This window comes from Paenibacillus swuensis, from assembly GCF_001644605.1.
Classification (GTDB): Bacteria; Bacillota; Bacilli; order Paenibacillales; family DY6; genus Paenibacillus_N; species Paenibacillus_N swuensis.
Map to the genome: position 1 here is coordinate 3,775,623 of NZ_CP011388.1, position 22,304 is coordinate 3,797,926.

The window sequence follows — 22,304 nt, forward strand, 5'->3', positions numbered from 1 at the left end:
GAGGCTGACAACATGTTGGACATTACGGAATACAGTGTTGAAGTTATCAAGGATCCCTTCAGTATTATTGCCGGCAAGCGATATGAATTTTTAATGGACCTTGATCTGGATGAGGAAGATGAGCTTTACACATCGAACGGAATATACATAAGAGCCATCTATAGCGTAGGTGATGGGGATTCCCGTCTGATCAAATATGACTTGCTTGAGAAAACCACGGATCTCTTGCTGGATTATGATCTGGAAGAAGATGAAGAGGCTGAGTTAAAGCAATTCTGTCATGATCACTGGAAAGAATCGGAATAGCATGATTACCATAGGGTTAGCCGGATGGGGAGATCACCCCGAATTATATCCTGCGGGTATCGGAGCTAAACACAAACTGCATACATACAGCGGTCACTTTCCGGTGGTGGAGGTGGATAGCTCTTTCTATGCGATTCCTTCAATAGAGCAATACGCCAAATGGGATGAAGCTACACCGGAAGGATTTTCTTTCGTCGTTAAAGCTTTTCAAGGGATGACAGGTCACTTGCGAGGACCCAATCCGTTCTCGGGAAATGATGAGATGTATGATTATTTCAAAAGTACACTTGAGCCACTTCGGAAGTCGGACAAACTAAAGGCGGTTCTGTTCCAGTTTCCGCCATGGTTTGACTGCTCCAAACCGAATGTGGCTTTACTTCGCGCCGCCAGGGATCGAATGGGTGACGTTCCGGTCGCGTTAGAATTCCGACATCAGAGCTGGTTTACAGCCGATATGAAGGACAAGACGCTGGATTATATGAGGCAAGACGGCTGGATTCATTCCATCTGTGACGAGCCTCAGGCTGGAATGGGTTCCATACCTATAGTGCCTGTTGCTACGGACGAGGGATTGAGCATCGTGCGTTTCCATGGTCGGAATGTGCAGGGCTGGAACAGCAGCGGAAGCCCTGACTGGCGTGATGTGCGTTATCTGTATAGGTACAGTGATGAAGAATTGGTTGAATGGAAGGGAATTATAGAAAACTTAGAGAAAACATGCTGCGAGGTCTGCGTAATCTTTAACAATAATTCCGGCGGGGACGCATCCGACAATGCCAAACAATTACAGCAACTGCTGGATCTTGAGTGGCAAGGGCTTGCGCCGCGCCAGCTGGATCTATTTTGATAAGGGCTTAAGGGGGGATTGAAATGAAGAGAAAGAGAGTGTTTTTTCGCACCTTGTTGCGTTTTTTCATCATAATTGGTTGCGCTTACACGCTAATTGCCACAAGTGTCTTTTTTTATAAAAACGATCAGATTAACCGGATGCGAATGGACAACGCTCAACGCGCATTTCTGGAGCAAGCCGCGGAGAAGATGGATGTGAAGCTCCAAATTGCCGGGCATATCGCCAACTTATTAAGGAATAATCAATCCTTGATCAATTACGCAAAGAGCAGTGAAATCAACTATTACGACGTCACTAAACTCTATGATGAATTGAAAAATTATAACGGACTCTTTTTTAGCGCCGGATATCGTATAGATGTTACTAAACCGAATCAAGATTTGATCGTTTCTTCTACGAATACGATGAATGTCAAGCGCTTTCAAGAAGAATTGGGAATGAATAGTGAGACGATAGCAACCTTGCAGCAATTTTATTCATCTAAAGATCAGATTCGTTCCACGATGATGTTAAAGGGTCTCAAAGATCAACGAACGGGTAAGTCCATGTTTACATGGGTGAAAAGGGAATTAATCTGGGGCCAGAAGGTTTACTTCTACATCTCATTCTATGAGAAGGATTTCCTGCCTGCGGTAGAAGAAGATCAAAGCTTCATTGTATTCTACAAGCAGAATCCGATTGCCATGGCTACAGAAGGATCCTTAGATCCTGTAGCCGCCATATACGACAAGTTCAGAAAGACGTGGCCGGTGCTGATCAAACCGGGTGAGCTCCTTAAAGGCAATAACTTGGAGGACTCCGTAGACGGCTACAAGCTGCGAGTTCGTTCCACAACATTATATGATGATTGGCAGTATGCTTATATAACTCCGATTCCGGGATTGTTTTATAACGTATCTGAATTACTAGGTGGCGCGGCGTCTATATTTGTAGCTATGTTGATATTGTGCGTAGGCATCGGACTGTTTGCGGCCAATAAAGTTTACCGGCCCGTGAAAACCGTAATCCAAGCCTTCGGCGGTGAGGATTTATCCCAGCCCAACGATGAATTTCAGTTCCTGCAAGACACTGCTCGCAATATTAGAATGGCGAATGAACAGCTGAAGGAGACATTGCTTACTCAGCAACTTCCGATGCGTAACAAAATACTTCGAGATATGTTGCTGGGGTTGATTCCGGACGAGAAGAAAGAGCATCACATCGAGGAGCTTAAACTTGAGATCCTTAGAGAACCGTTCACTGTTGTTATTATTGAATTCACCCGCTTGAAAATTTTTCAGGACCGTTCATTGACGAAAGATGCCATTATGCAAATTCAGTCGCAAGCCATCTATATTATAGAGGAAGCGGTTAAAGCTAAAGCCCTCTGTCAGGTTATGGAATGGGAACATAAGAGATATTTGATTTTGATCCAGGAAATCGATGGAGTCGCTATCAAACAGTGGTTTGAAGATGCCATATATACCATTGAGGCGGAGTATGAACTAGGCTTGGCTGCTGCTGTCGGCAAACCCGCTCAGCATGTAAACGAGATTGAAGAGGCTTATTACTCAGCCCTTCGCTTGCTGGACTATCCTGCTGTGGTGGAGAAGAAAACCATCATCACGGATGAAGATATTAAACAGCTCCATACGGCAAGTTATTACTATCCTCTGGATATGGAGCGGGATTTGATGTATGCCGTATTGCGGGGGAAAGAAGACGAGGCTCTTGCTATCCTGAACCGTATACTAGAAGAAAATTTAAATCATCTGCATTCCAATCAAGACATGTTAACTCAGCTGTGGTTTGAAATGCGTACTACCGTTAACCGGATATTGCAGCAAGTCAATATTGATCAGGATCAATTAAAAAATAGTTGGCTTCTTTCCGGGACGGAATGGCATACCCCGGAAGACTTGGCCCGGATGATAACAAGCTACTTTACACATCTGATTCACCTAATCCATGATGAGAATCAACAATTCGGCAGTTCGGCGGCGGATCAGATGATGGAGTACATTCACGAACACTATGTCCGTGACCTTTCCCTCAAGGATATCGCAGATCATTTCAGTCTCTCTTCAGGATACGTAAGCACCTTATTTAAACAACACACAGGGGAAAACTTCAAGGATTATCTCAATATCTACAGAGTCAAAAAAGCGAAGCAAATTATGGACGGGGAAACGGTAAAGATTGCGGATTTGGCCATCCGCGTCGGATGTAACAGCGCGAATACATTTATTCGGATATTCAAAAAATATGAGGGCATCTCGCCTGGCCAATATGCAGGCAAAGGAGAACCCATGTAACGACCTTCATCTACCTTCCGCACAAAGCGGAAGGTTTTTTTTCGTAATTTTGCACATTCCAGAAGAAATGATGATTTTAAATGAAATGGTGATCAATCGAAAAAATGACGATTTACGAAGAAGCCCGGGAGTTGCTATAGTACGGGGGAGGAAAATGAAACGCTTACAACACGAATGAAAGGAGGAATAAACATTTCATGAGCATGAATATGCAGCAATCACCGAAAGTTTCAATTCGAGGATTGACCAAGAACAGAACCGTCAAACATAAAGGGTTAGGCTCGCGATTACTGAAAGATAAAACACTATATCTAATGTTGATTCCTTTCATCGCATTCTACGTACTATTCGCCTACAAACCCATGTACGGGCTGCTTATGGCTTTTCAGGATTACAGTATCTTCAAGGGGATAAGCGGCAGCGAATGGATCGGTTTGGAGAACTTTAAAACCTTCCTGGAAAGCGAAGCGTTCATCCGTTGTCTGCGCAATACGCTGCTGATTAACGGGTACAGTCTGATCTTCGCATTTCCGGTTCCGATTATTCTGGCTTTAATGTTGAATGAGCTTAAGAATCAGACGTTTAAGAAAACGGTACAAACGATGACCTATATGCCCCACTTTATTTCAACAGTTGTCATTGTCGGGATCGTTACGCAGTTTCTCGCTCCGTCCAACGGTCTGGTCAATATCTTGTTAGACAAATTCGGATTTGAGAAAATCTACTTTCTGGTAGAAGCCGATTATTTCCGATCCATCTTTATCTCGATGAATGTATGGAAAGAAGCGGGCTTTAACGCGATCATTTACATCGCCGCGCTGGCAGGAATCAACCAGGACTTATATGAGGCGGCCAGGATGGACGGCGCCAACCGGTTTAAGCAGATGATTCACGTTACGCTGCCGGGCATATTGCCTACCATTATGATTATGTTCATTCTGAAGCTGGGACAGTTACTAGAGGTTGGAGCGGAATCCATTATCCTGCTGTATCAACCGGCTACGTACGAGACGGCGGATGTCATCTCAACTTACGTATATCGAGTAGGCTTGCAAGAAGGACATCATGGTCTGGCAACGGCGGTCGGCTTGTTCGATTCGGTCATCGGGCTGATTCTTGTCATTTCCGCAAATTATCTTAGCAAAAAATACACCCAAAGTTCCTTGTGGTAGAGAGGAGGTTCAGCGTGAACCGAAATTTAAAAGTATTAAACTTTAATGTCATTAACTATTTAATACTCAGTCTCATTTCGTTGCTGACCGTCTATCCGTTCATCTATGTTCTTGCCGCGTCTTTCTCAAGCGGCTATGCGGTAACACACGGCGAAGTCACATTATTTCCGGTAGGCTTCAATCTGGAAGCGTATTCGCAGGTCTTTAAAGAAAACGGTTTATGGACCGCTTATGGAAATACGATCTACTACACCGTTGTGGGAACAGCCGTAAGTATCCTGTTAACCTTGTTCGGCGCCTACCCGTTATCGAAGAAACGTTTGGTGGGAAGGAAATGGATCGGTTTCTTCATTGTCTTCACGATGTTGTTTAACGCGGGAATCATTCCGTTCTATATTAATCTGAAGGATTTGGACCTGTTAAATACACGTATGGGCGTCATTATCCCGTTCGCAATCAGTACTTTCAATGTCATCATACTTCGCACCTTTTTCCAGGCGGTACCTGATGAACTGGAGGAAGCGGCGACGGTGGACGGCGCTACCGATTGGCAGGTTCTATGGAAGATCTATCTGCCACTGGCTATGCCCGCACTGGCTACCATTGCCCTGTTCTATGCGGTGAGCCGCTGGAACGGTTACTTCTGGAGCATGATCATCCTCCGGGATCAAGAATTGATCCCCCTTCAGGTTCTGTTGACGAAGTTGATTGTTTCGCTCAGGCCCAGTGATAATGCCGTTGCGGCCGCGGGAGATATTGTCTCCTATACGCAAGAAACGGTAATCTACGCCACGATCATCATTTCCATTATCCCGATTATTGCAGTGTACCCTTTCATCCAGCGATTCTTCGTGAAGGGCGTCATGGTAGGCTCGGTTAAGGGATAAGCTGGGCGCATCATTTCATGGATTCACCCGGAACAAAGTTCCGTCTGAATATAGTACAATTTTAGATAAGAAAAGGGAGGAAGATTCAGGAATGAGGAATAACAAGTTAATCACGAGTCTATTGTTAGCAAGTTTGGCGGCCACCGCTCTCGTAGGCTGCAACAACAATGCGCCGGAGAACGCGGCAGCCAATGTGAATGAGAAGGTTAGCGGAAACAGCAACGTAAAGGAAGAAGAGGCACCCGCCACCGCCAAATATGCGGCCAGTAAAGACCCGATTGAATTAAGAATTCATATGCACTTTAACGATCGGGAGGCGTTTGATGATAACTGGGAGGCTTTCAAGAAAGCCGCGGAATTTACGAACGTGACGCTGAAAGGCGTGGCTCCGAAATCAGCTTCCAAAAGCGTGGAAGTATTTAACCTGATGATGTCATCCGGGGATATTCCGGACATTGTGCAAGGTGAACGGGATCCTCTTGAAAAATTTGGTAAGCAAGGCGCATTCGTTCCTTTAAACGATCTGATTGATCAGCACGCGCCTAACATTAAGAAGTTTCTGGATTCCCGTCTGGATGTGAAACGCGCCATCACCGCAGGAGACGGTAACATTTATTTCATACCGTTTATCCCGGAAGGCGATGTCGCTGAAGGCTGGTTCTATCGTCAGGATTGGTTAGATAAGCTGAAGTTGCAGGCTCCGAAGACAATTGATGAATTCTACAATGTCATGAAAGCGTTTAAAGAGAAGGATCCGAACGGAAACGGCAAAGCGGATGAGGTACCGATCTTCGACCGCAACAATGCCAACTGGATGGATCATTACTTAGTTCTATGGGATGCAAGAAGAAGTATGGTGATCCGTGACGGCAATGTGGGTTACGGACCGTTGGAACCTCAATTCAAGACAGCCGTTTCATCTCTGGCCAAGTGGTACAAGGAAGGTTTGATTGACAAAGAAATATTTACACGCGGCAACAAGTCCAGAGATATTATGCTCGGAGATAACGTGGGCGGGATGACGCAGGACTGGTTCGCTTCAACCTATAAGATGAACCAGGCCATGAAGGATAAAGTGCCTGGACTATCCTTACAGGCTTACGCGCCACCCGCAGGCATGGACGGTAAAATCCGTGAAGCCACACGCAGAGATGTGATTGCGGGCTATGGTTGGTCGATATCGTCTTCATCCAAGTATCAGGAAGAGGCAATCAAATATTTTGATTTCTGGTTTACAGAGGAAGGAAATCGTCTGAATAACTTCGGTATAGAGGGTATTACCTACGATATGGTGGACGGCGCGCCGAAATTAAGACCTGAGATGTTACAGGGCACATTGCCGGATAATCTGTTGAAACACGGAGCCTTTACCCAAACTTTCGGGTTACAAGAATTCGATCAGGAATTGCAGAATATTTCGCCGGAAGCTCAGAAAGTGATGAATGAGTATCGTGAGAATAAGTACTCCGTGGAATTACCACCAATCCTTAAACAGGAAAACGTAGATCCTAAATTATTGGATGAGAAGACGCAGCGTTATCAATATGTAGCCGAGAAATTGCAGAAGTGGATTCTTGGCGCGGAAAATATTGAGGATAATTATGATGAGTTTGTCGCCCAGCTAAAGAAAATGAATATTGAAGAAGCGTTAAAAGCGGATCAGGCGGCTTACGAGAAATATATCAGCGTAAAGTAAGTTTCTCTGATTTACGCAGCGCGGAACTTCGGTTCCGCGTTTTTCGTGATGAAACGGCACGGATTGTGGTATGATAGTTGGACTTATGTCTTTGAATTGGAGTCCTATGATGAAAAAGTTCAAGAAGTTTTATGTGGAAATTACCAGTGTTTGTAACTTGGCATGCTCATTCTGTCCCCCTACAGAACGAAAATCTAAATTTATTTCGGTGGAGGACTTTACCCATACATTAGATCAAATACAAGGTCATGCAGAACACATTTATTTTCATGTGAAAGGCGAGCCCTTATTGCATCCCAAGCTGGATCAACTGCTGGAGCTCAGTCATGAGAAAGGCTTTAAAGTCAACATAACAACGAACGGCACTCTCATTCATAAGAACAGACACAAATTGCTGAACAAGCCCGCGCTAAGACAGATGAATTTCTCGTTGCACAGCTTTGACGGTCATGAAGGTTCGACCGATAAAGACGGTTATGTGTCCGGGGTATTGAAATTTGCCAAGACTCTAGCCGAGGCGGGGGTCCTGGTGTCCTTGCGTCTTTGGAATCTGGATAAAGACAACCTGATCAACCTGGACAAGGACCGAAATCGTGAAATTCTAGAGATGATTCAAGAGGAGTTCGAACTGGACTATCGTATAGAGGAACATTTTGTCCGAGGAAAAGGAATTAAACTGGCGAACCGAATCTATCTGAATTACGAGCAAGAGTTTGAATGGCCAGATCTGAAGGAAGATGAAGATGAGGGTAAAGGATTTTGTCACGGATTGCGTAACCAAGCTGGTGTATTGTCCGATGGAACTGTCATTCCGTGTTGTCTGGACGGAGAAGGGGTTATTAATTTGGGCAACATCCATCAAAACTCATTCTCTGACATTATAGAAGGAGAGCGGGCTGCAAATCTGTATGATGGTTTCTCACGCAGGGAAGTGATAGAGGAATTATGCCGGAAATGCGGTTACCGCAGAAGATTTGATTAATTTCACGAAATCATAGAGGAGTAAGAATGGAGGATGAAGTTATGAAGAACGAAACGATATCTCTAATGTTGCAACATCAGTCCATACGTAAATTTAAATCAGATCCTGTGCCGCCTGAACATTTGCATACGATTATGGAATGCGCACAAAAGGCGTCAACTTCCAGTAACATGCAAGCTTATAGTGTAATTAATGTGACAGACCCTGAGTTAAGATCCCAATTGGCAATATTGGCAGGTAACCAGATCTATGTGGAACAAGCGCCAGTCTTTCTTGTATGGTGTGCAGATCTACATCGCTTGCAGGGCTCGGTGTCAGACCAAACGGTGAAACCTACTGCGGAGAACTTTCTTGTGAGTTCCGTGGATGCCGCGCTTGCCTCACAGAATGCGGCGCTTGCCGCGGAATCGATGGGCCTCGGGATTGTGTATATCGGCGGAATCCGTAATCAGCTTGAGGAAGTGATTCAGTTACTGCAGCTTCCTGAGCTGGTTTATCCCGTATTTGGCATGTGCATCGGTAAGCCGGATCAGGAGCCTTCTCCGCATCCCCGTATGCCTGTAGAATCCATACTCCATGAGAATAAGTACAGTACAGTTCACAACGAAGAATTGTTGAGGCAATATAATGAAACCATCAGTAACTATATGGATCAACGCACGCAAGGCCAACGCAAGGCGAATTGGTCGCAAATGATGGAATCCAAGCTTAGCCAGCCTGATCGCATTCTGGGAGAAACGTTGCAAAAGCAAGGATTCGGCTTCAGGTAGAGAACATATGTAGTAGTCACGAAACCTTCTCAGGCATCACGAGAGGGTCTCTTTTTTGCGGTCGGAGAAGGGATTTAAACGGCGTAGGGAGTATATATAAGAATGTATATAACCATCCAAATAAATAAACGGGGCCAATCTAATGTTGCTGGAAAAATTGTTCTTGAGTATTCTCATTGTGCTTGCACCTGTACTGGCATATACAGCTTTCTCCGAACGATGGCGGCACGCGCAGAAGCCCTATGTTATCGGATTGTTGCACGGTACGGCATCTTCGCTTTGTTTATTATGCTCCTTCTATGCATCCGGTTTATACTGGGATTTGCGTTATGTGCCTATGATCATTTCCACAATTTACGGGGGACCGGTGGCAGGTTTCATCAATTACCTGATGATTATGGGGACAAGAACTTATCTCGGCGGAGATGCCTTATTATTCGGGTTTGTGAGCATTACATTGACATTCATAGGGCCGATTCTGTTTGCAAGAAAAGCCAAACATTGGAGCGGACCTGCCCGAATTAAGGCAGCCGTACTTATATCCTGTTATCCCAATATGATCATGCTATTAATCTTGATCTCTTATTCGTTAACCCGTTCTTCAAGCGCGGAATCAACATTTAATGTGTATACTGGCGCCGTACTCTTTGGCATGATGCAAATATTCGGAACCTGGCTGGCATCCATGTTATTGGAATTTACTTATGAACGGACGAAGATGATCTCGGATATTCAACGGGCCGAGAAGCTCAAGACGATGGGGGAACTGGCGGCTTCCATTGCCCACGAGGTGCGTAATCCGCTTACCGTTGTCCAGGGTTTTCTCCAACTGATGCGTCCTCATCAAACCGGAAAGAATCAACAATACCTCCACATTGCTCTTACCGAGCTAGCCAGGGCCGAAACCATTATCAGCGATTACCTCAGTTTCTCCAAAACGAAATTAACACGACTAGAAGTGTTTGAGATTACGAACTTGCTTCATAATGTCGTACTGTTGCTATCTCCACTAGCCACGAAGCATAACGTCACGATGAAATATAATGAGGATGGGCCGATGTACCTTTACACAGATCGCGGTCAGTTGCAACAAGCGCTTGTCAATATTATCAAGAATGCGATTGAAGCTACCAACGCTATGAAACATGGCGAAGTATCGGTATACTCTACTATAATAGAAGGTACTCCTCCAATGGCACAGATCATGATCAAGGATAACGGTAGAGGGATGACTCCCGAGCAACTTACAAGAATCGGTACTTTATTTTTCTCCATGAAAGATGTAGGTACGGGACTTGGAACAGCAGTGGCCATCCGGATTATAGAAGAGATGAACGGCCGTATCACGTATACAAGCGAGCCCGGCGCGGGGACGATGGTCATGTTATTGTTACCTCTGCACACGAAGAATTAATTTATACAGGTCAGGAGAACATATGAAGAAAAGAAACATGTTGTTTATTGCAATGATAACTTCATTTCTATTATATCTATTCATAGATACAGTGACGGATCGGAACAAGTTAGAAGAACTAGGTTTGAGTCAAGAAGCGGATAGTTTACACCCCGTTGTTGTGCAAAAAAAGGCTGAACTCGTTCAACTGGCCAAGACACGTAATATCTCAATTCTCATTACCGATGGTTTCAGAAGCCATAGTGAACAAGAAGAATTATACGAGCAGGGGCGTACAACACCCGGACCCGTCGTAACGAAGGCCAGAGCAGGCACCTCATATCATAATTATGGGTTGGCCATTGATTTTGCTTTACTGACTAAAGAGGGCAAGGCGTTGTGGGATACAGAGGCGGATCTGAACGAAAACGGTTCATCAGACTGGATGGAAGTTGTACAGCTGGCTAAAGGGCTTGGCTTCGAATGGGGCGGAGACTGGCCGCATTTTCCCGACTATCCGCATCTTCAGATGGATTTCGGATTAAGTATCGCGGAACTACAGCAGAATCAGGACTCCGCAGGGGTATATGTTCTCAAAAAAATATGGAATGCCGGCAAAGGGTAAGGACAACAGGTGAACAGCATGCAAACCTATCAGATGAATGTCAGAACATTGGTGGAATACGTCTATCGCAGCGGGAGTCTGGATTCCGAGTTCCGTGCTCAAACTTCGATGATCGAGGGGACGAAGGCACACCAGAAGGTTCAGCAGTCTTATGGAGAATCCCACTTCAAAGAAGTGTATTTGAAAGCGGAGTTCCTATTTGAGGGACTGCAATTTATTCTTGATGGCCGATGTGACGGACTGTTTCTCGATCAGGACATTGTCACCATTGATGAGATCAAATCTACGGTGAAGCCTTTGTCTGAAATTGCCGAAACCAGTTATCCTGTACATTGGGCCCAAGCCAAGTGTTACGCTTATATGTATGCACTAGAGCATGGACATGAGCAGATGGATGTGCAACTTACCTATGTTCAACTTCATTCCGAAGAGCGGAAGTGTTACAAGCAAAGCTATACCACGCCGGATCTTGAAACATTCATGTTGGAATTGCTTCGAGTCTATTTCCCTTATGCTCAGATGAAGGTTCAACACGGGTTGGACCGTAATCATAGTATCAAAGAGCTGCCTTTTCCATTTCAAAGCTACAGAGAAGGGCAACGGAAGTTTGCGGGCGCGGTCTATCAATCGATTGCCGACTGCCATCATCTTTTTGCTAAAGCGCCGACAGGAACAGGAAAAACGATTTCCACACTGTTTCCGTCGGTGAAAGCGATAGGCGAGGGATTGCTGCAACGCGTATTTTATCTGACAGCCAAGACGATTACCCGAACTGCTGCTGAGGAAGCACTGGCCTTAATGGAACGAAACGGGCTGAAGGTTCATTCCGTGACGATCACCGCTAAAGATAAAGTATGCCATCAAGAGGAACCCTTTTGCCAGAAGGAGTATTGCGCGTTTGCCGATGGATATTATGACCGGATTAATGAAGCGATGCTGGATCTCTACACACACGAACGCAGGTTGACCCGGGATGTCATTCACGCGTATTCGCATAAACATCGGGTATGTCCATTCGAATTCTCCCTGGATGCCGCTTATGCCGCGGATATTATTATTTGTGACTATAATTATATTTTTGATCCGGGTGTGTCTCTAAAGCGAATGTTCGACGACCGGAAGAAGCACACCGTGCTGCTTATCGATGAGGCGCATAATTTGGTGGATCGGGCTCGGGAGATGTATTCGGCTGAGTTAAATAAAGTTCCATTTATGTTGCTGAAAAAAGAATACAAATCATATCATCCGCAGCTGGCTGCCTCCGCTAAAAGGGTGAACGATTATTTCATTCGTGTTCGTAAAGAACTCGGAGAGGACAAGCACACGGTGTCCATAGACCAACCTGATGCGCTTAAAGAAATGATAGAGCCGTTTATTTCACATGCCGAGCAGGAGCTGATTCAGTCTTCTTTCGGTCCCGGGCCGGAGCTTCAAGCGTTGTTGCTGGAAACGTACTTCCAAGCTCAAAGTTATATACGCATTAGCAAGTTTTATGATGAACGCTATGTGACTCAAGCTGAAGTAACCAGATCGGGTGTGCGGATCAAGTTGTTCTGCTTAGACCCTTCTTACAATTTGCAGCAAATGTCTAAAGGCTACCGCTCCCGCATTCATTTCTCGGCAACGTTATCACCTTTATCTTTTTATATGGATATGTTAGGCGGTGGGGAGGAGGACTACTCGGTATCTATTCCTTCACCGTTTATGCAGGAGCAGCTTGAGGTGAGGGTCCTACCCTTGTCCACACGTTACAGGAACCGTGAAGAATCAATCTCTCCAATCATTGCGATGCTTACCCGATTAGCAGAGGAACGGCAAGGGAATATGCTCGTGTTTTTTCCTTCTTATGAGTACATGAACCAAATTTATGAGGCGTATATGTTGCATGAACCTGCGCATGATATTTTGATTCAGGGCAACGCCTTAACTGAGGAGGAGCGGGAGCGGTTTCTGGCTGCGTTTGACGCGGAGAATACACACGCTGTTACCGGGTTTGCCGTGATGGGAGGAATCTTCTCAGAAGGAATTGATCTCATAGGAGATCGGTTGACTTGCGTTGTGATTATTGGTGTAGGGCTTCCGCAACTGAACCCGGAACGGGATTTGTTGAAAGACTACTTCAATCACAACGGCAAGAACGGTTACGATTACGCTTACGTATATCCGGGTATGAACAAAGTGCTGCAAGCAGGCGGCCGGTTGATAAGATCCGAGCAGGACCGCGGCTTGCTGATCCTGGTGGATGATCGATACCTACAGTCTGCCTACCAACGATTGTTGCCTCCCGAATGGAGAAACTATACGGTTTGGCAACCCTAGCTAGGAAGTCAATGTTCAGTTTGATGAAGTTGGATCCATTCTGCGGCGTCCAGCTTTTTTTTGACCAGAATTGTTATAAAAAACGATCGAGATCCGTCTTATCTATAGCTGCAGCAGAAAGGAGACTATAACGTTGTCAGATTCATATAAAGAAATGTTCCATGTACACTATCCGACGGTTGTGCGCAAGCTGACGGGGCTGGTGCGGAATGAATCCATTGCAGAGGACTTAGCACAAGAAGTGTTTCTGCGGCTGTATCAGCACCCTCCCAACGAAATCGATGCCGTAGGCGCATGGTTGCATCGGGTGTTAACGCGTGTCGGGTATGATTACTTAAACCGTCAAACCAGAGAACGCCAGATTATAGAGAAACAAGAGCATGTAGAAAGATCAAGCGAGCAACTGCAACAATCCAACGAAGACGTAGTCATGAGCAAGATGAATCAAAACGAGGTGCAAGAAGTGCTGGATGCCCTTCCTGAGCGGGACCGGCAATTGTTGATGCTGAAATATTCGGGATACAGTTATAACGAAATTGCGGAGAAGCTTCAAGTTCAGAAATCTTTTGTAGGCACGTTGCTTCAAAGAGCGTCTGTGAAATTCAAGAAACAAGCCGAAGCCGGCATGCTGAATCCATACAAACAGGAGGTATAATGATATGAAAACTACAGATCAGGCCTGGAAAGAGATGCAAGAAAAGCTTAAGGATGCGAAGCGGCATGAGCAATGGCAGCAATGGGATTCCGGTGTTCATGTGAAGCAAGCGACATCAGATGGCGAAAGGGCTGCACTCACGAATTCATCGAGTTCACAAGTGCAGTCTGAGGTTGCATTGAAAACCAATCCTGTCATTGGTCGTAAGCGAGTCAAATATCCGAAGTGGGTTAGCGGAGTAGTTGCGGCAAGCGTTGTGGCGGTTGTGTTGGCAACTCCTGTAGGTAACAGCGCGTTGGCATCCATCTTGGGACAATTCCGTATGGAGCAGATTACTACGGTGGATGAGCAAGACGCCAAAGTTCTATTCGAGTCGTTCTTCCCGGACGGCGAGAGCCGAGAGGCTGTAAATGCTTTCGGTACGTTCTCGAGGGAATCAGGCAAACGCCAAGGCGAATTTGATGCTAAGTCCATCTCTGATGTGCTGGGCCGGACGATTGTTGTTCCCTCGGATTTTAAGCAAGAAAAAGTGTATGTGAACGCATCCGATCGACTGACGTTTAAAGTTAATGTGGATGAAGTGAACAAATCGATGCGTAAACTAGGCGCCACCGAGCTTTTCCCGTCATCACTGGATCAGAAGACCATCACGATTGAGATGGGTGAAAGTGTTCATATGAACTTAAGCAACGAGGACGGAAAAAGCTGGTCTAATCTGACGCAACAGCCCGTACCTAAAGTGATTGTGGATTCTTCTGTGGAATTGCAGGAAGCTCTGGATGCTATCGTTTCACTGCCCATGCTGCCAACCAATTTAAAAACAACTTTGCTTTCTTCCAATTTCTTAAATGACGGCAGTGCGCCTTTGCCCCTTATAACAGACGCGCAGACCTCCAAAATTCAAGTCGGATCAACAAATGTCCTTCTGCAAGAGCGCAAACACAGTTCCGACTTACAATACGACGCTATATGGATTCATAATGGACAATTGTTCAGTTTAAGCGGTAATGTGTTCAAAAATCAGCAAGAGATTGAGGCGAAAATCTCGGAGTTGATTAACTAATGACCACGGATATCATCTCAACACAAGGACTTACGAAAGATTATGGCAATGGCCGCGGCTGTAGAGATATCACGTTGACTGTAAGGGCGGGGGAAGCATTTGGCTTCCTCGGCCCTAATGGCGCGGGTAAGAGCACACTGGTAAAAATGTTGGTGGGCTTGGTTCATCCTACCGCTGGAGAAGGATTTCTGTTCGGCCAACCCGTCGGCTCCATCGAAGCGAGGCGTCAAATCGGATATCTCCCTGAATTATACCGATATCAAGAGTGGCTGACGGGAGAAGAAGTGCTGAATCTACACGCTAAATTAGCGGATATGGATCGTAATTATGCCCGCAAGCGCATAAAGCATCTTCTCGAGGAGGTCGGAATCGGGTTGCGCGGCCGTGACCGTGTGAAGCATTATTCGAAGGGAATGCAACAAAGACTAGGCTTTGCCTGTGCGCTGATGAATGATCCGCAACTCCTGTTTCTGGACGAGCCGTCATCGGCGATGGATCCCGTGGGCAGACATGAAGTGCGACAGCTGCTGATGGGTCTAAAAGAGCAAGGGAAGACGATATTTCTAAATTCTCATCTCCTTGAGGATGTTGAGGTGTTGTGCGACCGGGTGGCTCTGCTTAATAATGGAAACATTATGGCGCAAGGTACTGTCGTCGATTTGCTTGAAGAGAGCAACCGTTGGAGACTGAGGGTAGGCGGACTAACTCCTGTCCTCTTGGAATGGTTAAAGGAAACGACGGGGATGGCAATGGCATGCACCGATGTAAATACCTCACCCATCCTTGACGTTGTGTGGCTGGATGCTTATCCGCAGAACGATGAGCAGTTAGGATGGTTAAACAGTTTAATTGTAGAGCAAGGAATGACTCTATATGAAGTCAAGAAGGACAAGAACCGCTTGAATGAATGGTTTGTTGGCGCGGTCTCGGGATTGAATCAGAGGGGTGAACGCGCATGATGACCATTCTCATGATGACATGGAAAGAAATGATGCGTAAACGCGTCTTAAGCTTAACCTTCATACTAACCGTGGTATTTCTTATCGGATTCTGGTATGTAGCGAAAATTATCGGCAACGATGGCAACATGGGTGTCCCTGATCCAACTCAAAATCTAATCCGGGATTTCAGTAACGGCAGCATTATTCTATCCCTGGGATTCTTTTTCGCTACCTTTGTCATTGCGTTTCTTTCGATCTTCAGCTCCTTTTCCGTCGTTTCCGGGGAGGCGGAACAAGGTGTAATGCAAGCCTTGCTGCCCAGACCCTTACCCCGTTGGAAATGGTTTATGGGCCGATGGCTCGGATACACGCTTCTTGGAGTTCTGTACTCTGCGTTGCTATTCATTGCCCTGCTGTTTATCACCGATTTGTATGCGGGAATCCCGAGAGAATTGGGAGTATGGATGAAATCGTTTCTTTTGTTTGCATGGATTGTGCCTCTGTTAGTATCGGTATCCATGCTGGGTTCGTGTTATTTTCCGGCGTTCGGGAACGGTGTGTTTATGATCATGATGTACGGTGCGGGTTGGTTGGGCGGTATGTTGGAGAAAGTTACGGCAACGGGGATGTTTAAAGAGGATTCCAGAGCTTCGCTGGACATGGTATCGGGACTAACTTCGTTAGCAATGCCGGTAGATACACTTCAAAGACGGATGCTTGCTGAACTGTTCTCCTTTAAAGACATGCAATCTTATTTGGATATCGACAGAATGGGACCCTTCAGTTTGCAAGCCATTCCTTCAAACACCTTCTTGGTGTATGCTGCTTTGTATACAGTGGCGGCCTTGCTTCTCGGCATGTTCACTTTTCAACGTAAAGATTTATAGCGATCGGAGGATCCTACATGGAAAATGTTTTGTTGCAGTTGTTCTTTCTCATAGGCGGATCGGTGGTCATACTCTTTCTGTTTCAGTGCTGCTATCGGTTTATGGTAAAATTTATGAGGTTGAACAAACGTTCAGCGGTCATGATTTCCGTACTAGGCTCAGTTCTGTTCTTAAGCAGCTGGATGCTGAATTTCATGTCCAATTTGTTCATTCCTATAGATTAATGCCACGTACACGAGAAGACCTTCTGCGCATGAATAAGTTCAAGTTAGCCTTGCTAGCCTTTATGATTCTATCGGGGTGCTCAAAGAGTCCGGATTCTATATCTTCCACTGACCAGCATGCCGTAAATGATCAAAACTCGATTCCATACACCGTTGAAGTTTATGCGAATCAATTGAACGTTCCATGGGATATGGCCTTTGCCGAAGACGGTAGAATATTCTTTACAGAACGACCCGGCGTTGTTCGTGTCATGAAGAACGATAAGGTCATGGCTGAACCCGTTATTTCTTTTCAAGATCCTTTTCTGAGCAAAGGCGAAGGAGGCTTGCTTGGGATTGCGTTGGATCCGGCATTCGCAACCAATCATTATATATACGTTTATCAAACCTATAAGCATAGTGGCGAGGTTCGGAATCGTGTTATCCGTCTTCTTGAGAAGGACAATAAAGCCAAGTTGGATCAAGTCATTCTGGCGGATATTCCCGGATCGGATAATCATAACGGCGGCAGGATTAAATTCGGCCCGGACGGTATGCTTTACATTACGGCGGGGGATCGCTATGTGCCATCATTGGCTCAAGAATTGACCACTACAGGCGGCAAAATCCTTCGCATCGCTCCCGACGGCGGCATCCCGCAGGATAATCCTTTTCCGGGTTCGCCGGTATACAGTTTAGGGCACCGAAATCCGCAAGGTTTAGTTTGGCAACCCGGAACAGGCAAACTCTATGCCTCGGAACACGGTCAGGCGGCTCATGACGAGATCAACCTCATTACATCTGGCGAAAACTACGGATGGCCGGTCATTGAAGGCGATCGTGAACAGGATGGCATGGTGAAGCCGTTAATCCACAGCGGCGAGGAAACTTGGGCACCCTCAGGGATGACCTTCGTCACACAAGGAGAATGGCAGGGTCATTTGCTCGTTGCTACATTGCGGGGAGAGCAGTTGTTGAAGTTTAAAGTAGGCGGCAAGGGAGAAATCACAGCGACAGCGACTTCATATCTGTTTAAAAATCAGTATGGACGATTACGTAACGTGGTTGAAGGCCCTGACGGATCGCTTTACATCATGACCAATAATCGAGACGGTCGGGGGGATCCGAATCATGATGATGACCTTATTCTGAGACTTAAACCCAATCCTAAATAAAGAAGAACCCGAGTAAGGACATGGTAACATGACCTACTCGGGTTCTTTGTTTCTTTATTAATTTTATGGAAGCTTGGGATTTACAGGTCTGGAGCTTGGTGCTGTTGTTGCAGGTTGTTTGGACTTAGACATGAAATTTCTTACTGCGCCGAAAAGTTTATCCCGTGCGCCCTTATTGTTCATAAGATACGTTACGCCCATACCGAGCGCGGACATTAATAATCTTCTTTTAGCCATGTGAATGACCTCCTATAGTGTTTTCGATAATGTCTTATGTTGAATTATAACCCCAGAAAGCTAGACTCAAACATTTCATCACTCATTGCAGGACTTCGATAGGGAATGATGAATACTAGATGAACGAACGCATTCTACGAATTAAAGGACGATGACAATGAATGAATTGGATCAAATTCAAGACTGGCTGACGGAAGTTGTGGATATCAGCCGTGTTTTCGCATCCCAAGGAGAAGTGGCGGCATACATTCCTGAATTATTGAAAGCGCCCCATGACACGTTAGGAATTTGCATCATATCACCAGACGGTCAAACGATTTCCGCCGGTGATGTCGACTTTGAATTGACGCTGCAGAGTATATCGAAAGTATTTACATTGATCCTGGCTCTAATGGATCTTGGCGAAGCTCATGTGTTCTCCAAAGTAGGAAAAGAACCAACAGGGGATGATTTCAACTCCATGCTTAAACTGGAATTAGTTGAACCCGGCATTCCTTTCAATCCGCTGATCAACGCGGGGGCCATTGTGATCTCAGCATTAATACAAGGACAGTCGCCTCAACATAAATCCGAACGTATTCTCAACTTTTTCCGACTGATAAGCGGTAATGCCACGCTTGAAGTGGACGAGGAAGTGTTCATGTCGGAAGCCGCTCATGCGCATCGCAATCGTTCGTTAGCTTATTTCCTTAAAGATAACGGTGTACTGACCGATCAGGATGATGTAGAAGAAATCTTGGAAATATACTTCCGGCATTGTTCGATTAAGGTAACCTGCAGTGACATGGCAAGAATGGCGTTAGTATTGGCCAATGAAGGTGTGGATCCTGCAAGCGGCGAATCCTTGATACCGCGCAGATATGTACAGATCGCTAAAACGTTCATGATTACTTGCGGTATGTACAATGCGTCCGGAGAATTTGCAATCGGTGTAGGGCTTCCAGCAAAGAGTGGTGTTTCAGGCGGTATTCTGACTTTGGTACCAGGGAAATACGGTATCGGCATTGTCGGGCCGGCATTAAATAGTAAAGGAAACAGTGTCGCGGGAGTACATTTGATTGAACTGCTTTCCAGACGTCAAAAATGGAGTATGTTTTAATTTAGTTTACATAATATTTATTATGTAAACTAAAAGGAATTGAAATGAGCGCACTTCAAATGAATCAAGGATGCGGAAATGGGTTATGTATGAACATAACAACATTGAACGCAGAGGAGTGCCATAACCATTGACTAAATCCAACACTATACGCTCTAAGACTTCCAGTGCTTCCCGACAAGCGGAACAAGCGGTTCAGGAAGCTTCACCATGGGTTGATAAGCTGGCCAGATTGGGCTACGCGGCCAAAGGCGTAGTCTACAGCACGATCGGTATACTCGCTATTATGACTGCGGCAGGTTTCGGCGGAGAGCTTACCGACAAACAAGGTTCGTTAAGGGCCATTGGGGCACAACCATTCGGAAGTGTCATTCTGATTATACTTGCAATCGGACTGACCGGATATTTTCTTTGGTGCATGATTCAAACCTTTATGGATCCGGATCGTAACGGTACCGATTGGAAAGGCATCTTAAAGCGAATAGGCAGCTTCGCCAGCGGCATCATCTACGGCAGCTTAGCTTACAGCGCAATCCGCACGGTTATAAAGGCTGGCGGCAGCCAAGGGACCAATGAACAAAGTATGACAGCAAGTTTGTTAGAGAAACCGTTCGGGGCAACAATGGTGGCTATCGCAGGTGTTCTTGTCATTGCCCTGGGTATTTATCAACTGATTAAAGCAGTTAAAGCATCCTTCACTAAACGTTTCAGAAAAGAAGAAATGAGCCCGCGAGTCTACGCAGCGGCAGTTCGAATATCCAGAGTGGGCATTACGGCCAGGGCTGTTGTATTTGGTCTAATAGGATATTTCTTAATGGTTACGGCGATTCAATCGGATTCCAGTGAGACGAAGGGGTTGGACGGAGCTCTGGCGGAGCTGGCTAAGCAGCCTTATGGGCAATGGTTATTAGGTGCGGTAGCCATTGGACTGTTCGCTTATGGTATCTACTTGTTTACATTGGCTCGTTATCGTAAGACATTGGGCAGCCACAGATAATCATGGTATAGGACAAAAGGTTTCCCGAATAAGCTGAGTGAGGTTGATCACAGAAGCTTGGAGGGGATCTTACGTGAAACGAAATGAGCAAATATTAATTGTCATCGTTCCTATGTCTGCCATCAAAAAATTTGTAGTCATTGATATATTGGCAAGTACAGTCATTTATTACTGCATTAAATTCCCTATGCATTCCGTCATCGCAGGAACGATCGGGAGTATAACCGGACCGATACTCATCCGTGTCGGTCTGAATCGTTTAAACCATTTCCAGCTTCGTAAGATTTAAACCGTTGTCCCAAATTTTTTTAATTCTTTTCGTGTATAAATTTGCTTATCCCGTCAGAGTAAGATATAATAAAATTATTCATAAATTAAATCCTGAATTCACATATTATAAAGGGTTATCATTTGTGTAATGGAACCTTTTGTAATGTGTGATTTTTTTGTAAGTGAAAAGAATACATGTTAATTTAATCTTGGAGGTACAGACAATGGAAACAGGTACAGTGAAATGGTTTAACGCAGAGAAAGGCTTCGGCTTTATCGAAGTAGAAGGCGGAAGTGACGTATTCGTTCATTTCAGCGCGATTCAAGGCGAAGGCTTTAAATCTTTGGATGAAGGTCAACGCGTACAATTCAACATTACTCAAGGTAACCGCGGACCGCAAGCTGAGAATGTTGTAAAACTATAATTGATTTACGAAAGCTGCCCTTAACCGAACGTTAAGGGCAGTTTTTTTAAATATTAGAAAGTATAAGGGGCTGGCTGTATGTACCGTAAAGTATTGTACGAAGATCTGCCCAAAGAAGATACAACGATCTGGTCTTGTGAGAAGGAAGGATGCACAGGTTGGATTCGTGATAATTTCGCTTTCGAAAGCGCGCCACTCTGTCATCAATGTTCTTCTACCATGATCACAAGTGTGAAGTTGCTTCCCACCCTGGTCAATTCGAATCGGGATATTAAAGCATTGAAGAAAGGCATTCAGATTGATGCCTGAACGTGAAATTATAGAAGTGAATAGGTAATCATCTGAGCCGCTCTTGAGCGGTTTTTTTGCTGTTTAAGGGAATGGTTAAAGTTGACTTTTCATTATTGGCACATCTTTACCGTTAAGGGTAAGCGATAGCGGGTAAGTTTATAAGATAATTACAACCAAAGGGAGGACTAAGAAGTGAAAGTCACGCTTAGACAACACCGGCGGATGCGCACGCTGGATTCCGAAGAACTTCTCCTGAGGGAACTGGAACAATACCCCAGAAAGAAAATCAATAAAGATGATGTTCATCGTGTCGCAAAGATGGTCAATGAATACCAAGGTAAAATTAAAGCGTATCTACATGAACAGCAAGAAAAAAAAGCAAGTCGACTGGATCGGTTCGCGGATCGGGTAGCCATTTTCGGAGGTAGTTGGTGGTTCGTAGCAATCCTTGCTTTGGTACTAATGATATGGTTAATCATGGACAGTGGAAGAACATCTATGTTTATGCTCAGTTTCAGCTTATCCATTTTTACGGCATTTCAAGCAGCATTGATTCAACTAAGCCAAAATCGCCAAGCTGCTAAAGATAAACAGGAACAAATGCTGGATATTGCCATTAATTATAAAGCGGAACAAGAAAATCTTGAGATTCAGGAAATGCTCAATGAAATTAACAATCGTTTGACTGACCTCGAAAAGAAATTGGAGGAAGATGGGTAATATTCATGAAACTAGAGCATCCTAACCCGTAACATACCGAATCATAC

At 45.1% G+C, this 22,304-nt stretch carries 24 protein-coding genes; 23 read left to right on the plus strand and 1 reads right to left on the minus strand.

All coding sequences use genetic code 11. From position 1 onward, the window contains the following. Window positions 1-12: 12 nt before the first annotated feature. The 17 genes from SY83_RS16780 (at window position 13) to SY83_RS16860 (ending at window position 18,218) form a co-directional block, all read left to right on the plus strand. Window positions 13-306, plus strand: a complete 294-nt coding sequence (locus tag SY83_RS16780; protein WP_068608596.1) for a DUF6509 family protein — start codon at window positions 13-15, stop codon at window positions 304-306. A gap of 1 nt (window position 307) precedes the next feature. Beyond that, window positions 308-1,153 carry a DUF72 domain-containing protein gene (locus SY83_RS16785; protein ID WP_068608598.1) on the plus strand — a complete coding sequence of 282 codons (846 nt, stop codon included), beginning with the start codon at window positions 308-310 and terminating at the stop codon, window positions 1,151-1,153. A 23-nt stretch (window positions 1,154-1,176) separates the two neighbouring features. After that, window positions 1,177-3,450: an AraC family transcriptional regulator gene (locus SY83_RS16790; RefSeq protein WP_068608600.1), complete on the plus strand. Its 2,274-nt coding sequence runs from the start codon at window positions 1,177-1,179 to the stop codon at window positions 3,448-3,450. 197 nt (window positions 3,451-3,647) lie between these two features. Further along, the gene (locus SY83_RS16795) at window positions 3,648-4,622 is read left to right on the plus strand and encodes an ABC transporter permease (RefSeq protein WP_231891283.1); all 975 of its coding nucleotides are present in this window, start codon (window positions 3,648-3,650) and stop codon (window positions 4,620-4,622) included. 14 nt (window positions 4,623-4,636) lie between these two features. Next, a complete protein-coding gene (locus SY83_RS16800; protein ID WP_068608603.1) occupies window positions 4,637-5,509 on the plus strand; it encodes a carbohydrate ABC transporter permease in 873 nt (290 codons plus the stop codon). A 91-nt stretch (window positions 5,510-5,600) separates the two neighbouring features. Continuing rightward, window positions 5,601-7,205 (plus strand): extracellular solute-binding protein, encoded by a 1,605-nt coding sequence (locus SY83_RS16805; protein WP_082882586.1) that lies wholly within the window; start codon window positions 5,601-5,603, stop codon window positions 7,203-7,205. Between the two features lie 109 nt (window positions 7,206-7,314). Then, window positions 7,315-8,187, plus strand: coding sequence for a radical SAM/SPASM domain-containing protein (locus SY83_RS16810; RefSeq protein ID WP_068608605.1), 873 nt, complete (start codon window positions 7,315-7,317; stop codon window positions 8,185-8,187). Window positions 8,188-8,228: 41 nt separating this feature from the next. Then, window positions 8,229-8,957: an oxygen-insensitive NADPH nitroreductase gene (gene nfsA, locus SY83_RS16815; protein ID WP_068611162.1), complete on the plus strand. Its 729-nt coding sequence runs from the start codon at window positions 8,229-8,231 to the stop codon at window positions 8,955-8,957. A gap of 142 nt (window positions 8,958-9,099) precedes the next feature. Continuing rightward, window positions 9,100-10,371: an ATP-binding protein gene (locus tag SY83_RS16820; RefSeq protein ID WP_068608608.1), complete on the plus strand. Its 1,272-nt coding sequence runs from the start codon at window positions 9,100-9,102 to the stop codon at window positions 10,369-10,371. 22 nt (window positions 10,372-10,393) lie between these two features. Then, window positions 10,394-10,975 carry a M15 family metallopeptidase gene (locus SY83_RS16825; protein WP_068608610.1) on the plus strand — a complete coding sequence of 194 codons (582 nt, stop codon included), beginning with the start codon at window positions 10,394-10,396 and terminating at the stop codon, window positions 10,973-10,975. A gap of 18 nt (window positions 10,976-10,993) precedes the next feature. Further along, window positions 10,994-13,294, plus strand: coding sequence for an ATP-dependent DNA helicase (locus tag SY83_RS16830; protein WP_068608612.1), 2,301 nt, complete (start codon window positions 10,994-10,996; stop codon window positions 13,292-13,294). 133 nt (window positions 13,295-13,427) lie between these two features. Continuing rightward, complete coding sequence (locus tag SY83_RS16835; RefSeq protein WP_231891284.1) at window positions 13,428-13,949, plus strand: sigma-70 family RNA polymerase sigma factor; 522 nt, start codon at window positions 13,428-13,430, stop codon at window positions 13,947-13,949. A 4-nt stretch (window positions 13,950-13,953) separates the two neighbouring features. Then, on the plus strand, window positions 13,954-15,012 hold the full coding sequence (locus tag SY83_RS16840; RefSeq protein ID WP_068608614.1) for a hypothetical protein: 1,059 nt from the start codon (window positions 13,954-13,956) through the stop codon (window positions 15,010-15,012). Further along, entirely contained in the window at window positions 15,012-15,971 is a 960-nt protein-coding gene (locus tag SY83_RS16845; protein WP_068608616.1) for an ABC transporter ATP-binding protein, read from the plus strand. Before SY83_RS16840 ends, SY83_RS16845 begins: the two co-directional genes overlap by 1 nt. Continuing rightward, window positions 15,968-16,840: an ABC transporter permease subunit gene (locus SY83_RS16850; protein ID WP_068608618.1), complete on the plus strand. Its 873-nt coding sequence runs from the start codon at window positions 15,968-15,970 to the stop codon at window positions 16,838-16,840. The genes SY83_RS16845 and SY83_RS16850 overlap by 4 nt, the downstream gene beginning before the upstream one ends. Window positions 16,841-16,857: 17 nt before the next feature. Further along, complete coding sequence (locus tag SY83_RS16855) at window positions 16,858-17,064, plus strand: hypothetical protein (protein ID WP_068608620.1); 207 nt, start codon at window positions 16,858-16,860, stop codon at window positions 17,062-17,064. A gap of 29 nt (window positions 17,065-17,093) precedes the next feature. Then, the gene (locus SY83_RS16860) at window positions 17,094-18,218 is read left to right on the plus strand and encodes a PQQ-dependent sugar dehydrogenase (protein ID WP_082882587.1); all 1,125 of its coding nucleotides are present in this window, start codon (window positions 17,094-17,096) and stop codon (window positions 18,216-18,218) included. Between the two features lie 63 nt (window positions 18,219-18,281). Here SY83_RS16860 and SY83_RS23345 read toward each other — a convergent pair whose 3' ends face one another. Beyond that, the gene (locus SY83_RS23345) at window positions 18,282-18,455 is read right to left on the minus strand and encodes a hypothetical protein (protein WP_197479878.1); all 174 of its coding nucleotides are present in this window, start codon (window positions 18,453-18,455) and stop codon (window positions 18,282-18,284) included. A gap of 151 nt (window positions 18,456-18,606) precedes the next feature. On the opposite strand from SY83_RS23345, the gene glsA reads away from it, so the two are divergent. The 6 genes from glsA to SY83_RS16890 all read left to right on the plus strand — a co-directional run bounded on the left by glsA (window position 18,607) and on the right by SY83_RS16890 (window position 22,257). Next, a complete protein-coding gene (gene glsA, locus SY83_RS16865; RefSeq protein ID WP_197479879.1) occupies window positions 18,607-19,554 on the plus strand; it encodes a glutaminase A in 948 nt (315 codons plus the stop codon). A 130-nt stretch (window positions 19,555-19,684) separates the two neighbouring features. Further along, on the plus strand, window positions 19,685-20,551 hold the full coding sequence (locus SY83_RS16870) for a DUF1206 domain-containing protein (RefSeq protein WP_197479880.1): 867 nt from the start codon (window positions 19,685-19,687) through the stop codon (window positions 20,549-20,551). A 73-nt stretch (window positions 20,552-20,624) separates the two neighbouring features. Then, a complete protein-coding gene (locus tag SY83_RS16875; RefSeq protein ID WP_068608623.1) occupies window positions 20,625-20,840 on the plus strand; it encodes a hypothetical protein in 216 nt (71 codons plus the stop codon). A 205-nt stretch (window positions 20,841-21,045) separates the two neighbouring features. Then, window positions 21,046-21,246: a cold-shock protein gene (locus SY83_RS16880; RefSeq protein WP_068608624.1), complete on the plus strand. Its 201-nt coding sequence runs from the start codon at window positions 21,046-21,048 to the stop codon at window positions 21,244-21,246. A gap of 78 nt (window positions 21,247-21,324) precedes the next feature. Continuing rightward, window positions 21,325-21,555 (plus strand): cold-shock protein, encoded by a 231-nt coding sequence (locus tag SY83_RS16885; RefSeq protein ID WP_068608626.1) that lies wholly within the window; start codon window positions 21,325-21,327, stop codon window positions 21,553-21,555. 174 nt (window positions 21,556-21,729) lie between these two features. Further along, entirely contained in the window at window positions 21,730-22,257 is a 528-nt protein-coding gene (locus tag SY83_RS16890) for a DUF1003 domain-containing protein (protein ID WP_068608628.1), read from the plus strand. Window positions 22,258-22,304 lie beyond the last annotated feature (47 nt).